This window comes from Streptosporangium sp. NPDC000563 (assembly GCF_040299985.1).
In the GTDB taxonomy this organism is placed as follows: domain Bacteria; phylum Actinomycetota; class Actinomycetes; order Streptosporangiales; family Streptosporangiaceae; genus Streptosporangium.
Genome location: NZ_JBEPDA010000022.1, coordinates 79,587 through 93,097, shown reverse-complemented (window position 1 = coordinate 93,097; position 13,511 = coordinate 79,587). Strand labels below are relative to the sequence as shown.

Genomic DNA, 13,511 nt, shown 5'->3' with positions numbered 1-13,511 from the left:
AGCATCCCGGGGGGCGGGCGTGGGGAATTACACGGCGACGGCGGACGGGGTCGCGTCCGGCACATCACAGAAGACGATCCTGCAAGTGGCGAACCCGAACAGCAATCCGGCGTCGCATCGGATCGCGGTGTACGGGATCTGGGTGAGCATGAAGGGCGTCACGTCCAACGCGGTGCCGCCGAAGCTCATGGTGGCCCGCCAGTCCAGCGCCGGTACGGGCGGTGCGGCGTTGGCGACCGGGCACGGGCCGGCGCCGTTGGATCCGGCGTGGCCTGCGTCGGCGATGACCGCGGTGAAGGGGCCTGCGGGTGCGTGGTCGCCTGAGCCGACCCTGGGGGATGTGCTGTGGGTGCGGGACATGCATCCGCAGACCTACGGCGGCGAGTACATCCCGTTGGGCGATGAGATCCGGGTGGCGCCGAACTCCTACATCGGGGTGCTGGTGGTGGCGGCGGCGACGGTGTTGGTGAGCGCGCAGTTGTACTGGCGCGAGGGCCACTGAGGGGGTTCGCGGTGCTCGTTGAGGACTTTGAAGACACCTCCTATGTGTGGACGGTCAACTCGGCCGGTGGGTGGGCGCGCAGCAACACGGCGGCCAGGACGGGCACGTGGTCGTTCAAGGCGCCCACGACCGCGCACAACGCGTCGTCGTCGCTGACCGTCACCGTCCCTGCTGGGGCGAGCAGCGTGCAGTTTTGGTACCGGGTCTCCTCCGAGTCTGGGTATGACTTCTTCCGGTTCAGTGTCGGCGCCTCCCCGCAGTTGGAGGAGTCGGGCGATGTCGATTGGACGTTGTCGCCGGTGTATGCGCTCGGCGCGGCGACGCAGTTGACGTTCACCTACGCCAAGGACGGTTCGCAGTCCGTGGGGTCGGACACGGTGTGGATCGACGATGTGGCGTTCGTGGTGCCGGTGCCGCACCTGCTGCAACCGGTCAGGTCTGCGGCGGCGTCGATGCGGGCGTCGCGGTGGTGAGGTAGCCGATGGCGAGGTACGGGCGCGGGTTCCCGGCCCCGGCGCGGCCGGGCCGGTTGGTGTTGTCGACGCTGCCTGCGCCTCCGCTGGCGTTGCGGGTTACGGCGTCGGCGCCGACGACGGTCACGGTCGAGTGGGATGAGCCGCTGACGGGGGCGGCGGCCGGGTACGGCGTCTACCTCGACGGGGCGAAGCAGGGCGCCGATCAGGTCGGCCGGGTATTCGTCTTCACCGATCTGGTGGAGGGCGCCTCCTACCTGGTCGAGGTGGATGCGGTCGACGGGGGCGGGGAACGCTCAGAGCGGCTGTCGCTGCTCGTCACCACCCCGGACGTCACCCCGCCGTCGCCGCCGGAGAACCTCTTGGTTACCGCGTTGACGCACTTCACGATCGGGGTGGAGTGGGGGGCGGCGTTCGACAACTTCGGGGTGGCCGGGTACGGCGTCTACCTCGACGGCGAAAAGCAAGGCGCTGACCAGGTCGAGCTGACGCGGCTGTTCACCGGCCTGTCGGCGGCGACCGAGTACCTCATCGAGATCGACGCGGTCGACGCCCAGGGCAACCGGTCGACGATGCTCGCGCGGGCGGTCACCACGCTGGTCGACGAGCCGCCGTCCGCTCCGCCTGGCCTGGTCGCGGAGCACGCGGAGGAGCACGTCACCCTCACCTGGGGGGCCGCCTCCGATGACCTGGGGGTCGCCGGGTACGAGGTACTCGTGGACGGCCAGGTCGTCGCCGAGCTCGGGGCGGCGGCGCGAGAGCACACGGTGTTGGACGTGGTGCCGGGCATCACGGTGGGGTCGGCGGCGGTGCGGGCGGTCGACTCGGGCGGGCAGACGGGTCCGGAGTCGTCTGTGTCGCTGCTGGCGCCGTATATGGCGTTGGCGTCGCCGGTGTACCGGATCGGCGCGTGGGCGGGCAACGTCGTCGACGAGCACGGCGTGCAGTGGGTTGTGGAGAAGGAGGAGGGGTGGTCGGGGTCCGCGCCGGTGCGTGCCCGATCCAGGGCGCGGGGCGGCATGGACGGGCAGATCAGCAACCCGGGCTTGCTGGGGCGGCGGACGGTGATGCTGTCGGGGGTGGCGGTCGCTCCGTCGCATGCGGGCATGTTGGCGGCTCAGCAGCGGCTCGTGTCGCTGGTGTCACCCCGGCGGGTGGTGCTGTTGCGGGTGCTGGAAGCGCATCTGGCGCGGCAGGCGCGGGTCAGGTTGCTGGGCCAGGTCGAGATCCGGCCTGCGGGGTCGCGGGTGTTCCGGTGGACGATTCGGCTCTCGGCGAAGGACCCGAGGAAGTACGCGCTGCTGCCGACCCGAGGAGAGGCGGTCATCGACGCGCTGCCCGGGGCAGCGGAGACGACGGTCACCTTGGCCGGCACGAACCCCTACATTCCCGGGGTGCTGACGGTGTGGGGGCCGATCCGGAACTTCCGGGTCAGCCACTTGGAGTCGGGTGGGGTGTTGGCGGCGGCGGCCGGGGTGGAGATCCCCGCTGACCCGGAGTACAGCGTGGGAATCGACTTGGGGTCGAGGTCGGTGACGGCGTACGTGCCGACGTCGGTGTGGCCTGAGCCGCGGCCGGGGCGGGGTCTGCTCGCCCATCCGCCGAACTGGTTCACGTTGCGGCCGGGGCCGAACACGCTGCTGATCGAAGGGGAGCCGGTCGTGGGGGCGGCGGGAGCACCCCGGTTGGCGGTAGTGACCCGCGACGCCTGGTCCTGACCGTACGGCTATCTGAACAGGCTTTTTCCTGGATCCAGGAAAAACGGCGAAGCCCACCCCCAGCAGGGGCGGGCTCTCGCGTTGTACGGCTACCGGTCGGTGCGCGCTCGATCGGCTTGCTGGCGTCGGTGGCTCTGCTCTGCGCTGGCCAGGAGTTCGGCTACGAACGGGTTGGAGAGGTCGCCGCCACCCGAGATGTACATGTCCATGGGGGACGTTGAGGCAGGTCGGCGCGTGTCCGACTGAGGCTCGGGCTCGGACACGTGGCGGACGATGAATCGCAGGTCGCCGCCGCGCGGTACGTACCCGTTCAGTTCGCGGGCCTGCCTGTGCGCGCCGCGCTCGGTGTAGTGGCGGCTGGTCTGGCCGCTCTGTGACCAGACTTCCCACTCACGCTTGGGGAGTTTCACTGTCGCCTCCTGGGCGGGTCTGAGGTTGAGCGTACGGGGAGGGGGCTCGCGTTGTACGGCTACCGGGCGGGCAGGATCCGGCCGCGCTCCACGAGCTGCTGGGCGCGCGAGCGGGACATGCCGAGGGCGTCGCCGATCGCGGCGTAGGACATGCCGCCCGGCGACGACATGGCCGCCACTGTCCGGTAGCGCTCCTGTGCGATCCGGCCCACGAGCGCCTCGTAGAGGACCAGGTCCTTGGTCAGGAGGGTGTAGCGGATGAGCGGGTCGGGCTCGGCCAGGGCGTCGCTGATCGCGGTGTCGAGCAGCGCCTCGACGTCGGCGGGGTCGGCTTCGTAGCCCTGGGTGGTGGGGTCGGTCGACATCAGAGACCTCCGGCGTCGAGGCCGTACGCCTCGCAGACGTCGGCGGGGAGCAGCAGGATCGCTGCCATGACCGCGTCGTAGCCGTTGCCGTCGGCGTCGTCCAGCAGGGCGGACCAGTCGATGTTGTGCCGGTCGCAGATGTCCTCGATGTAGGCGCATGGCATCGGCGCCTGGGTGTCGTCCTGGACGTCGGTCCATGCCTCGATGCGGTGGCTGCCGGTGTACGCCTGGTCCTGGCCGGCGTTGCGTAGCGCCCGGTCGCACACGATCGGAGGGCCGTCCCAGCCGTTGGCTTCCATGCTGGCCGTGAGGGTGGCGACGCGGGACGCGTCGAACGCTTCGTGGAGGGGGTTGATGCCGCCGCGCCACTCGATGTCGAGTGTGAGGGGGTTGGTCACCGTCGATGTCTGCATAGCCATCACTATGCATTGCATAGGGGTCACTATGCAAGAGTGGTGCGTCAATCGGTTGGAACCCCAGTCGTAGCCCCATCTCCTGAGCGGACGTAAGCCTCGCCCGGCTGGCAGGGTCCGCCTCCGACGACGGACGGGGGCGCGGTGGCCGAGCAAGGGCTATGGGAGTACGTGTTCTACGACTGGCAGGACCACGTCCCGCTGGACGCGCTGCCACTCCAGGACGTCAACTTTTCGTTGACGCTCGGCGCGGGTGGCACGCTGACCGCGAACATCCCGCTGTACGACGACCAGTACAACATCAGCCGGGTGACGGCGGCGACGCAGCCGGAACGCACGATCTGTGTCATCTACCGGGACCGCCGCTTCGTCGCCGGGTACCGGGTGATTGATCCGCAGGACTACGACTCCGACAGCGGCGTCATGAGCATCACCGGGGAAGAGCTGCCCGCGATCCTCGCCTACCGGTTCGTCGACTTCACCGGCCCGCGTACCGCGAGCCCGTACAACGAGGTGAAGTGGCTGATGGAGCACTCAGCGGCGGCGGCCGACAGCCGGTGGGTGAAGTGGGTGTACGGGTCCGGCGGGGTCGGCACAGTCACGAGGGCGTACCGCAAAGAGGAGTACATGCCGATCCTCGACCAGATCAACGAGCTGACGGACCTACCGTCCGCGTTCGACTGGTGGTGCAAACCGGAGTGGGATGAGGATTTCAACCGGCCTGCGTTCGCGATCAAGGGTGTCGGCCGGACCACACCGGAGGCGGCCGGGCTGGTGCTCGAATTCCCGGGCAACGTCGAGAAGTACACGCGCAAGACGCGGCGGGGGCTGCTCAACCGGGTCCACGGGCGGCTCCAGGCTGATACGGCGGGCACGATCCTGGAGACCGTGGATCGGCCGGCGTTGCGGGCGGCGGGGTATCCGCTGATCGAGCAGGTCTTCCAAATCGACTCCGCGACGTCTCGGCAGGATCTGATTGATCAGCTTGGGCGGATCGCGGACACGGCGCGCGGCCCGAAGCTGCTGTTCGAATGGGACCTGGGTGTGTCGGATTCGACGCGGTGGTGGGGGTGGGAGCTCGGCACGCACGCCCGCTGTCTGGCGACGGATTACCTGTATCCGCCGTTGCCGGATGGGTCGGCGGGGTTGGATCGGCCGATGCAGATGGTGTCGGTGCAGGTGACTCCGCAGGGGGATCAGGGGGAGCGGGTCAAGGTGTTGACGGGCGAGTTCACGCAGGCCAGCGCCTGAGAACGGGGTGAGGTTGTGACGCGGTGGAGTCATTTGACGTTGCGGGAGCGGGAGCTGCCGGACGTGGCGGGGGACCTGCGGACGCGGGCGGCCCGGTTGGAGGCGGGGACGGGGACGGTGCGGCCGTTTGAGATGCACACCTCGGACTACTTCTGGATGTTCACGGCGGGGTCGGCGGTCATTACGCATTTCACGTCGGTGGGCCGGTCGGGGGGGCGGGCGACGCTGCTGGTGGCGGTGGCTCCTCCTTCGGGCAGCAGCATGACGGTGCGGGTCGCGGCGGTCGTCGCCGGCGTGTTCACCTACGGGTCGTCGGTGGTGGTGGGGGATCCGTCGCCGATTCCGCCGGGTGGGGTGTTCGACAGTGTGCTGGGCGGGGTGCGGGTGCCGGTGTCGGTGGATTTTCCGGCGACGTGGTTGCCGGGGGAGATCGGCACGCTCGCGCTGGAGGTGACGACATCCGGGGGGACGGGACAGATCGGCGTGCTCCAGGCGTGGCAGCGCTGACCCGGGCCGGGCGCTGACGTAACCGGAGGTGGGCGGGCAGCATGCCGCTCCGACAGGTTGCGTTGACAAGGCGGGGGCTGGATTGTGGCCGAGGAGCAGGAACCGACGCGGGGCGAACTCGCCCGGACGATGAGCCGGTTCGAGAACGCGTTGGGGGAGATCCGGCACGACATCCGGTCGTTCGCCGAGGAGTGGCGGATGCAGGGGGCGGCGGCGGCGCTGCTGACGTTGCGGGTTGACCAGTTGGAGGCGTGGAAGGGCGAGATCACCCGCGAGTTCGACAAGCAGGACAAGCGGTTGGACGTCGCGGAGCGGGATCTGTACGCGCGGCAGGACACGATCGAGCGGCGCCGCCGTACGGGGGCGTGGTGGTCGATCGGGATCGCGGCGTTCGCAGCGGTCGTCGCGCTCATCGGGCTTCTTCTCAAGCTCGGCTGAGAGCAGACGCAAGCGGCGGGGTTCCGTAGCTTCCGGGGCGTCATCCCCTTACAAGGAGGTTCCTCCGATGCGAGACACCGTTCTTTCCTACATCCGCACCTATGTGCCGGTGTGGGTGGCCGCGCTGGTCGGCCTGGCGGCTGAGGCTCAGATCGATCTGCCGCTGGAGTCGACCACGATCGTGGCGACGGCCGCGCTGATCTCGGTCTACTACCTGATCGGCCGGACGTTGGAGAAGGTGCCGGGCCTGGAGTGGCTGGGCAAGGTGCTGCTGTCGGCCGGTGTGGCGGGCGCCCCGTCCTACGACCAGAGCGGGGAGGGCCGCGGCTCGCAGAGCGGCGGCGGTTCGTACGGGTACGGTGCGGGCGGCGGTTCCTCGGGCGGCTGATCGCGCTCTACACTGGTCGGGACATCACAGCGTGGTCGACGTGGTCTGAGAAGGCAGGGTCCGAGAAGCGCAGTGGTGTTCCTTTCCGGTGCGCCGCTCGGGCGCGTCTGGGAGCCGGGACCCTTCTCAAGAGGGACCGCACCCGGTTCTACACCAGGCGTGTTCGGGCGGCGCATTTTCGTTTCCCCCTGCGGTGTGCGGTAGGCCCCTCGCCGGCCTGCCGTGGTTACAGGTGTGCGGTGACGGCGCAGGTGGGTGGTTGGGTGGGGTGGTTGTCGGGTTGCTGCCAGCGTTCGTACCAGGCGTCGAGTTCGGTGGCGGCCTCGTCGGGGGTGGGGGCGCATCCTCCGGGGATGGGGTTGATGCAGGTCTGGGCGAGGATGTCCCACACGACTTGTCCTGGGGCGGTGGCGTGGTGGGTGAGGTCGGCGTGGCCGAACTCCTTCGTGACTTCGTCGACGGTCATGTGGAGGTGGTCGGCGATGCTCTCCCAGGGGGTGCCGCGCATGCGTTCTGCGGTGACGGTGCGGAACATGAGTTCGAGGGTCATGCGGCGGAGGCGGATGCTGTGGGTGAGGAGGTCTCCGGGGGTGGCGTGTGCGTCGTCGGTGGTGGGGACGAGGCGGGCGGCGTGTTCGGCGATTTCGCGGGCGGCGGCGGAGACGCCGACGCGGGCGGCTTGGGCGCCGTTGAGGGTGGGTTCGGCCGCGATGTAGCCGTCTTGGTGGGGTGGGTGAGCCACGGAGGTCCTCCTGTGGGCGGGCGACGCGGGCTCGCGCGGATGGGGCTGATCTCAGGTTAGAGATGTCTGCCTGGGTTGCACAGGGTTTGTGTCGCTCAGCACGGCCAGAGTCTTGCATCCTCTTTGAAACCCCAATACGCTCTTTCTTATACGAGCCATTATGTGCGGGTTTAATTGTGGGGTGGGACGTAAGGCGGGGGTGGGCGGCACGCTCGCCCTGGCCGGTCTCCTCCCCCTCTGGGGCTTCGCATGGTGGCTACCGCCGTCTCGGGTGGCGCGGGGAGCGGTCCCGTTTGCCTCCCGAAATGGAGCTCCACGGAAAGGAACCACCTCATGACCTTTGAGTTCGCCCCCGCTGTTCGTACGGCGGAGATGGCGCGAATCATCCTGGACGGCCTGCCCGGCGCTCCGACGTTGCCGGTCGCGTTGCGGATCGCTCGTGGTCTCGTCGGTGCGGACGGTGTGATCGGGGTGGTGGACACCCAGCGGGGTGCCGCCGCGCGGTACGCCGACGACCACACCTTCGTGCACTTGCGGGTCGATTCGTGCTCGCCGAAGGTGATGCCGGACATCGTCGTGGCGGCGGTCGCCGCCCGCGTCGATGTGCTGATCATCGACACGTTCTCCTCGTTCTGGTCGGGGCGGGACGGCATGTTGATGCTGGTTGACCAGCACCGCAAGTCGCCGTCGCAGTCGGGCTGGTCCGAGGCCCGTCCGCACGAGCTGGCCATGATGGACGCGCTGCTCGACTACCCGGGCCACGTCATCGCCACGCTGCGGGTGAAGTCCGACGTGGTGGTCGCCGCCGCGCAGGATGGGCGCCCGAGCGGGTGGAAGGTGGCGCTCAAGCCCGACCACCGCGACGGGTTGGAGTACGACTTCCACCTCGCGGCGACGGTCGACCTGGACGGTTCCCTGACGGTCACTTCCACGTGTGTGGAGGACGTCGCGGCGCTCCAGATCGGCGCCATCGAGCGGAACCCGGGGCAGGAGTACGGGCAGGCGCTCGCCGACTGGTTCGGCCAGGGCGAGGCGCTGCCGACGTTGCGCGACTACCTCGATCGTGCCGCCGCGCAGGACGCCACCAGCGCGGAGCTGTTCGCGCTCGCCGAGGAGGTCGAGACGCGCGGCATGGCCGGGCTGACCGTCCGCAACCGCAAGGGGCAGACCGGTCCACTGGTGTCGCTGCTGACGATGAAGGCGAAGTGGCTGGCCCGGCAGGAGCAGCAGACACCCCCGCCCCCGCCCGCCCCCTCGGAGCCGGACACCAGCGGATTGACCCCGCCCGGCAAGGGGGCGCCGGAGTTCGTGCCCGACGACAAGCAGCTCGTCGCCGAGGTGACGCTGCGGATCGCGCACGTCAAGGAGTTCGACCTCATCGAGGGCATCCAGCGGGACCTGGACGACCTGAGGGCGACCGGTGCGGCCAGTCAGAGCGACCTGGGGTACCTGTGGCGGCTGCTGGAGCAGCGCCGCGTGGACCTCGGCTTCGCCCACGGCCAAGCCCCCGCCGCCGCTCAGGCCGAGGGAGCTGCGACGTGACCGCCGTGCTGGCTGAGACCATCCCCGGCCTGGAGACGCCCTTCACCTTGGATCGGCCTGTCGTGGTGCGGTGGCCCCGGAAGACGACGGGGGTTCGGGCGAAGAAGGCGCGGCTGTCGCGTCGGGAGGTCACGACGCGGCTCGCGTACCGGCGGCTGGTCGAGAACCGGCTCAGTGCGCTGATCAAGGCTGACGTGGAGCTGCTGAAGTCCCCTCAGAGGGACGGGCACCCGTGGATGTGCGCGGGTGACGACGAGACCGTGCACCTGGCGGGGGAGTCGATCGGCGGGGTGGGGATGCCGAAGAAGGGCTACACCCTTGTGGTCGTCGACAAGGACGCGTTCTTCGCGTGGCTGGCCGATGAGTACCCCACCGAGATTCTGTGGTCGGTCCAGTTCACCGAGGCGCAGTTCCACGCGTTGCGTGACGGCGAGTCCATCCCGGGGGGCGGGGACGTGGCGGCGACACCGTCTGTGCGTCCCGCGTTCTGGGAGGTTCTGCTGGGTTGCGCGAAGACCGGCCAGATGTGTCACCCGGGGACGGGGGAGGTCGGCGACTTGCCGGGCCTGCTCGTCAAGCCCACAAACCCCTCTCCGACGTTCGTGAAGGCGTCTGGCGTTGATCACACGCTGCTTGCTCGTGCGGCCCACAGGGGCGACCTCAGCGCCGTAGACGTTGCTTTCCTGCTTGACCTGCCTACCCCCACTGTTCAGACCGGAGGAACCCCCTGATGAGCATCAAGAGACTGAGTGACGGAGCCCGGTGCGCGGACCGCTCGATCGTGCCCGACCCGGACCTGTTCTTCCCGGACGGCACCAGCGGCGACCAGATCGAGGCGCAGATCGAGGCGGCCAAGCAGGTGTGCCAGAAGTGCCCGGTGCGCAGGCAGTGCCTGGTCACCGCGTTGGCGGGTGGCACCAGCACGGCGTACGGGGTGTGGGGCGGGGAGACCGAGACGCAGCGCCGCTACAACCGGCACGCGAAGGTCGCCGCCCGGAGTGCGGCGTGAGCAGGAAGGCCGCCCGGTCGTCGTACAGCCGCCTCGGGCTGGTGCGGCCCCGCCGCGACGGCGACGGCGCCCGGGTGACGGCGTGGAAGGCGCTGCCGGGCCGCTGCCCGGAGACGGGGAAGCTTCGGCTGCCGACCCGAACCGACGCGGAGGCGTACCGGCGGACCCGGTTCCCGGGGGAGCGGATGCACGCCTACGACGACTGCCCGCACTGCCCCGGCTTCTGGCACATCGGCCACCCTCGGTGGGTCGGACGGCGGCCGGGGGAGATCTGCGGCGTCGACCCGGCCCCGGCGTTCCGGCGGGAGGGGGCGGCGCGTGCGGCGCACATCTTGGCGGGGGCGGGGTTCGTGGTGACGCGGTGCGGCTGGCACTGGCACCTGGTGCCCGTCCCGGCCCTCACCGCGGCCTGAAATTCGGACATACCTGGTGGGGGTGTGTGGGTCGGGGTGAGACGCAAGCCTCACCCGTCTGGTCCCCTCAACCTCCCCGCCCGTCCGCTTGGGCCACTGGTCCGCTGAACCGCCCCGCAGGGGTGGCGGTTGTAGGCGCTACCCGGCCCCGGCCAGACGGGCGGGGGATACCCCGCCGGCCCGCTTCCCCCGAGGTCCCGATATGAGCATTTTCCCTGGTCAATCCCCAGTTTCGGGCACCAAAGGTGATCAAAACGGGGTAGACTCGTCACTAGAACTGAATATCGAAAACGACGAAGGCGACCCCTCACGAGGTCGCCTTCGCGGCCGGAAGGGCGCTACCAACGCCCGGACCGGCTGCCTCAACTCATCACCCGCTAGAGCACATGAGGAGGCGTACGTGAGCGTATCTGACGCTGCGCATGTTGAAGAACCCGTGCGGGGTAAGCCCCCGATAGTCAGCAACCCGATCGGGGCGGTCATCCGCCGGGGTCGCATGCGGGCTGACTACTTCACCCAGGTGTCGAACGACCTCGCCCGTGATCGTCGGCTCAGCCGCCGGGCGCGCGGCCTGTTCGTCGAACTCGCCTCCCACCGGGAGGGCTGGCAGACCAGCATCGCGAAGCTGACCGAGGGCGGCCCCGAAGGCGTCCACGCGATCCGTGTCGCCATCGGCGAACTGGAGCAGTACGGCTACCTCGTGCGCGTCCAGACCCGTGACCCCAAGACGGGCCGAGTCACGGGCACCGAGTACTGGCTCACGGACTGCCCCGAGGAGTACAACACCAGCTCAGAGCCATCGTCAGAAAATCACACGACGGGTAGCGACGACGATTCCCCCAACTCGGACCCGTCGTCTGATTTTCCGATGGCGGATGAGCCGACAACGGGTGAGCCGATATCGGCTGATCACACCCCTAAGAAGAAGACCATTCCAAAGAACACCAACGAGAAGAAGACCAACCACAACCTTGTTGCGCCCGCTGACGCGGACGCCAGCACCAACGCCGCCTCGGCGACTCCAACCGCCACCTCTGACGAGCTTGGCGACGGCCTGTTCACCCCGCCTCCTTCGGCGCCGAAGCCCACGGCCCGCGCTACTGCGGCTCCTGACGACCTGCCGGTGACGTTCGAGATGCGCGCCTGGGCCAAGAGCAAGGGCATCGCGGTCAACCTCGACGACGAGACCGAGCAGTTCCTCGACTTCCACCGGGCCAAGGGCTCGAAGTTCAAGGACTGGTTGGCCGCGTGGCGCACCTGGATGCGCAACACCGTCAAGTTCGCTCCCGGCCGTGGCTCGCGCCCCGGCGGCTCGCCTGGCAACCACTGGGCTGGAGCTTCCGGCAGCCACAACCCCGACGACCCCCACCACGAGCAGAACCGAAGGGCTTTCGGATGAGCACCACCACCACCTTCGACGACGTCCCCGACGACGAGCGCAACACCCCTCAGGTGCAGAAGATGAGCGACGTCATGTCCACGTGGGCGGCCGGGCTCAGCCGCGAGGCGTTCGCCAGGCTCGCCAAAGCGATGGAAAGCAACGTCGTGCCGATCGTCCCCACCCCAGAGCAGGAAGCCCGCGAAGCAGCCGAGTGGGTTCGCCAGCAGCAGGCCCGCAACCGCGCCATGCTCTGGCAGCGCTGCCTGACCGGCGTCTACGCCGACTACCTCAACGCCGACCTCGCCACCCTCACCGCCGAGCAGGACCCGGACGGCAAGGTCTCCGGATGGCTCACCTCCCAGTCGCGGACCCTCCTCATCGCTGGAGAGAACTCGCGCGGCAAGACCCACGCAGCGATGGCCATCGGCAACCAGGCCGCCGCCCGCCAGCCGCTCCCGATGTGGGTCACCGCGTGGAACACCGCCGACCTCGACGCCGCCTTGCGCCCCTCCGCTGACGACCCCGAAACCGTCATGGGCCACGCCTGCGAATGCGACCTACTGATCCTCGACGACCTCGGCGCCGAAAAGATCACCGAATGGACGCTGGAACAGCTGTACCGCATCGTTGACGCCCGCGTCCGAAACCACCGCAAGACCATCGTCACCACCAACCTGCCCTACGACGAGCGAGGCTTCGCCGACACCCCCGCCGAGAAGCGCCCCGTCAACCCCAACCTCGTCGGCCGGTACGGGCACCGCATCACCGAGCGACTCATGCACGACGCCACCGTGGTCCGCGTCGTCGGCGAGTCCTGGCGGAAGCCGGTGCCGTGGTGACCGCGATGCCCGACAAGGAGACGGTCCAAGCCGTCGTCGCAGACGTCCTGGCCCACGCGGGCGCCCAGATGGACGAACTGTGGCTTGCCATCGACGATCTGCTCTGGGATCACTACGAGCCCTACCACGCGCTGCCCGCGGACCAGCAGAAGGCGTGGCGAGAAGCGTTCGAGGCCGAACTCAACGGCGGGTACGAGCCCACGACGGCGAGCCCGTGACCACCGACCGGGAGAAGTACCGGGCCGCGCTGCGCACCCAGCAGCAGGCCCGGGAACTCTCCCCAACCCCGATCCCGTACCGCATCACCACCGCCCTCAACCTGCGAGAGCTGTACGGCCCCGAAGTCGACCGCGCATGCGGCGTCGAAGAACCAGCCGTCGACCAGTGGGAAGCCGGGACGCTCATCCCCACCCGCGAACAGATCGAGTTGCTCGCCAAGCTCACCGACTACCCGCCGCACTACTTCTACATGCCCATCCGGCCCGAAGAACGCGGCATCACCGCGATGCTGTGCAGCCGCAAACGGCCGAAGGGCAAACGCTGCGAACGCGTCGAGATCGGCGCCCCCGCCCTACCCGAACCCGTCGCGGAGGTCATCCCCTTGACCCGGCCCGCCCAGCACCTCGGCACCGGCTGGTACTGCCGCGTCCCGGGATGCCCCGAAGCCCACCACCACCCCGCCCCCACCACCCAGGCCGCCGCCGCCGGATGGCGCCGCCACTACCTCGACACCCACTACCAAGCCCCCGCCCCGGCCATATCCCCACGGAGGAAGCCGTGAGCACCCCCCTCACCGGTAGAGAACTCGAAGTCCTCGCCCTCACTGGCCGCCTCGCCGAAGAACTCGCTGCCATCGTCGGCAACGGCCCGGCCCGCGCCCAGGACCTCAACGAACTACTCGTTCACGTCCACGCCATCCAGCACGCCGTGATGGCCCAGGCCGCCGCACGCGCTTATCCGGAGCAGTTCAGGTTGCTCGGCGTCCTCATCCCAGCCGAGACCCCGTGACCGGCGCCCTCCGACCGTCCCAGCCGGGCACCCCCAACCCGTGCCCGGCCTGCGGCGGCTGCTTCCCCGGCGACGGCCCCGACGACCAGGTCTGCCAGTGCGGCACTGCCTT

21 protein-coding genes are annotated in these 13,511 nt (G+C 69.2%); 16 read left to right on the top strand and 5 right to left on the bottom strand.

What is annotated here, in order from left to right:
* Positions 1 to 27 precede the first annotated feature (27 nt).
* Complete coding sequence (locus ABT352_RS33350; RefSeq protein ID WP_350948989.1) at positions 28 to 360, bottom strand: hypothetical protein; 333 nt, start codon at positions 358 to 360, stop codon at positions 28 to 30.
* On the opposite strand from ABT352_RS33350, the gene ABT352_RS33345 reads away from it, so the two are divergent.
* Genes ABT352_RS33345 through ABT352_RS33335 form a run of 3 tightly spaced genes read left to right on the top strand, consistent with a single transcriptional unit; the run spans position 359 to position 2,693 of the window.
* Positions 359 to 502, top strand: a complete 144-nt coding sequence (locus tag ABT352_RS33345) for a hypothetical protein (RefSeq protein ID WP_350948988.1) — start codon at positions 359 to 361, stop codon at positions 500 to 502. The two genes, ABT352_RS33350 and ABT352_RS33345, sit on opposite strands and share 2 nt — an antisense overlap.
* Before the next feature lie 11 nt (positions 503 to 513).
* Positions 514 to 975: a hypothetical protein gene (locus ABT352_RS33340; RefSeq protein WP_350948987.1), complete on the top strand. Its 462-nt coding sequence runs from the start codon at positions 514 to 516 to the stop codon at positions 973 to 975.
* Positions 976 to 983: 8 nt separating this feature from the next.
* Positions 984 to 2,693, top strand: coding sequence for a fibronectin type III domain-containing protein (locus ABT352_RS33335; RefSeq protein ID WP_350948986.1), 1,710 nt, complete (start codon positions 984 to 986; stop codon positions 2,691 to 2,693).
* Between the two features lie 89 nt (positions 2,694 to 2,782).
* Here ABT352_RS33335 and ABT352_RS33330 read toward each other — a convergent pair whose 3' ends face one another.
* Genes ABT352_RS33330 through ABT352_RS33320 form a run of 3 tightly spaced genes read right to left on the bottom strand, consistent with a single transcriptional unit; the run spans position 2,783 to position 3,881 of the window.
* Complete coding sequence (locus ABT352_RS33330; RefSeq protein WP_350948985.1) at positions 2,783 to 3,103, bottom strand: hypothetical protein; 321 nt, start codon at positions 3,101 to 3,103, stop codon at positions 2,783 to 2,785.
* A 59-nt stretch (positions 3,104 to 3,162) separates the two neighbouring features.
* A complete protein-coding gene (locus ABT352_RS33325) occupies positions 3,163 to 3,468 on the bottom strand; it encodes an RNA polymerase sigma factor sigma-70 region 4 domain-containing protein (protein ID WP_350948984.1) in 306 nt (101 codons plus the stop codon).
* The gene (locus tag ABT352_RS33320) at positions 3,468 to 3,881 is read right to left on the bottom strand and encodes a hypothetical protein (protein WP_350948983.1); all 414 of its coding nucleotides are present in this window, start codon (positions 3,879 to 3,881) and stop codon (positions 3,468 to 3,470) included. The genes ABT352_RS33325 and ABT352_RS33320 overlap by 1 nt, the downstream gene beginning before the upstream one ends.
* A gap of 144 nt (positions 3,882 to 4,025) precedes the next feature.
* Here ABT352_RS33320 and ABT352_RS33315 point away from each other — a divergent pair, with 144 nt between their 5' ends.
* The 4 genes from ABT352_RS33315 to ABT352_RS33300 all read left to right on the top strand — a co-directional run bounded on the left by ABT352_RS33315 (position 4,026) and on the right by ABT352_RS33300 (position 6,465).
* The gene (locus tag ABT352_RS33315) at positions 4,026 to 5,132 is read left to right on the top strand and encodes a hypothetical protein (protein ID WP_350948982.1); all 1,107 of its coding nucleotides are present in this window, start codon (positions 4,026 to 4,028) and stop codon (positions 5,130 to 5,132) included.
* A 15-nt stretch (positions 5,133 to 5,147) separates the two neighbouring features.
* Positions 5,148 to 5,639: a hypothetical protein gene (locus tag ABT352_RS33310; protein WP_350948981.1), complete on the top strand. Its 492-nt coding sequence runs from the start codon at positions 5,148 to 5,150 to the stop codon at positions 5,637 to 5,639.
* 84 nt (positions 5,640 to 5,723) lie between these two features.
* On the top strand, positions 5,724 to 6,077 hold the full coding sequence (locus ABT352_RS33305; protein ID WP_350948980.1) for a hypothetical protein: 354 nt from the start codon (positions 5,724 to 5,726) through the stop codon (positions 6,075 to 6,077).
* A gap of 67 nt (positions 6,078 to 6,144) precedes the next feature.
* Positions 6,145 to 6,465, top strand: coding sequence for a hypothetical protein (locus ABT352_RS33300; RefSeq protein WP_350948979.1), 321 nt, complete (start codon positions 6,145 to 6,147; stop codon positions 6,463 to 6,465).
* A gap of 226 nt (positions 6,466 to 6,691) precedes the next feature.
* On the opposite strand, the gene ABT352_RS33295 is transcribed toward ABT352_RS33300, so the two are convergent.
* Positions 6,692 to 7,207, bottom strand: a complete 516-nt coding sequence (locus ABT352_RS33295; RefSeq protein WP_350948978.1) for a hypothetical protein — start codon at positions 7,205 to 7,207, stop codon at positions 6,692 to 6,694.
* A gap of 333 nt (positions 7,208 to 7,540) precedes the next feature.
* Here ABT352_RS33295 and ABT352_RS33290 point away from each other — a divergent pair, with 333 nt between their 5' ends.
* From ABT352_RS33290 to ABT352_RS33250, 9 genes are all read left to right on the top strand, one after another.
* Complete coding sequence (locus ABT352_RS33290) at positions 7,541 to 8,749, top strand: AAA family ATPase (RefSeq protein WP_350948977.1); 1,209 nt, start codon at positions 7,541 to 7,543, stop codon at positions 8,747 to 8,749.
* A complete protein-coding gene (locus ABT352_RS33285) occupies positions 8,746 to 9,480 on the top strand; it encodes a hypothetical protein (RefSeq protein ID WP_350948976.1) in 735 nt (244 codons plus the stop codon). The genes ABT352_RS33290 and ABT352_RS33285 overlap by 4 nt, the downstream gene beginning before the upstream one ends.
* Positions 9,480 to 9,758, top strand: coding sequence for a WhiB family transcriptional regulator (locus ABT352_RS33280; protein ID WP_350948975.1), 279 nt, complete (start codon positions 9,480 to 9,482; stop codon positions 9,756 to 9,758). Before ABT352_RS33285 ends, ABT352_RS33280 begins: the two co-directional genes overlap by 1 nt.
* The gene (locus tag ABT352_RS33275) at positions 9,755 to 10,171 is read left to right on the top strand and encodes a hypothetical protein (RefSeq protein WP_350948974.1); all 417 of its coding nucleotides are present in this window, start codon (positions 9,755 to 9,757) and stop codon (positions 10,169 to 10,171) included. The genes ABT352_RS33280 and ABT352_RS33275 overlap by 4 nt, the downstream gene beginning before the upstream one ends.
* A 400-nt stretch (positions 10,172 to 10,571) precedes the next feature.
* Complete coding sequence (locus tag ABT352_RS33270) at positions 10,572 to 11,570, top strand: hypothetical protein (protein WP_350948973.1); 999 nt, start codon at positions 10,572 to 10,574, stop codon at positions 11,568 to 11,570.
* Complete coding sequence (locus ABT352_RS33265) at positions 11,567 to 12,391, top strand: ATP-binding protein (protein WP_350948972.1); 825 nt, start codon at positions 11,567 to 11,569, stop codon at positions 12,389 to 12,391. Before ABT352_RS33270 ends, ABT352_RS33265 begins: the two co-directional genes overlap by 4 nt.
* Before the next feature lie 5 nt (positions 12,392 to 12,396).
* Complete coding sequence (locus ABT352_RS33260; RefSeq protein ID WP_350948971.1) at positions 12,397 to 12,609, top strand: hypothetical protein; 213 nt, start codon at positions 12,397 to 12,399, stop codon at positions 12,607 to 12,609.
* The gene (locus ABT352_RS33255; RefSeq protein ID WP_350948970.1) at positions 12,606 to 13,172 is read left to right on the top strand and encodes a hypothetical protein; all 567 of its coding nucleotides are present in this window, start codon (positions 12,606 to 12,608) and stop codon (positions 13,170 to 13,172) included. Before ABT352_RS33260 ends, ABT352_RS33255 begins: the two co-directional genes overlap by 4 nt.
* Complete coding sequence (locus ABT352_RS33250) at positions 13,169 to 13,399, top strand: hypothetical protein (RefSeq protein WP_350948969.1); 231 nt, start codon at positions 13,169 to 13,171, stop codon at positions 13,397 to 13,399. Before ABT352_RS33255 ends, ABT352_RS33250 begins: the two co-directional genes overlap by 4 nt.
* Positions 13,400 to 13,511: the final 112 nt, after the last annotated feature.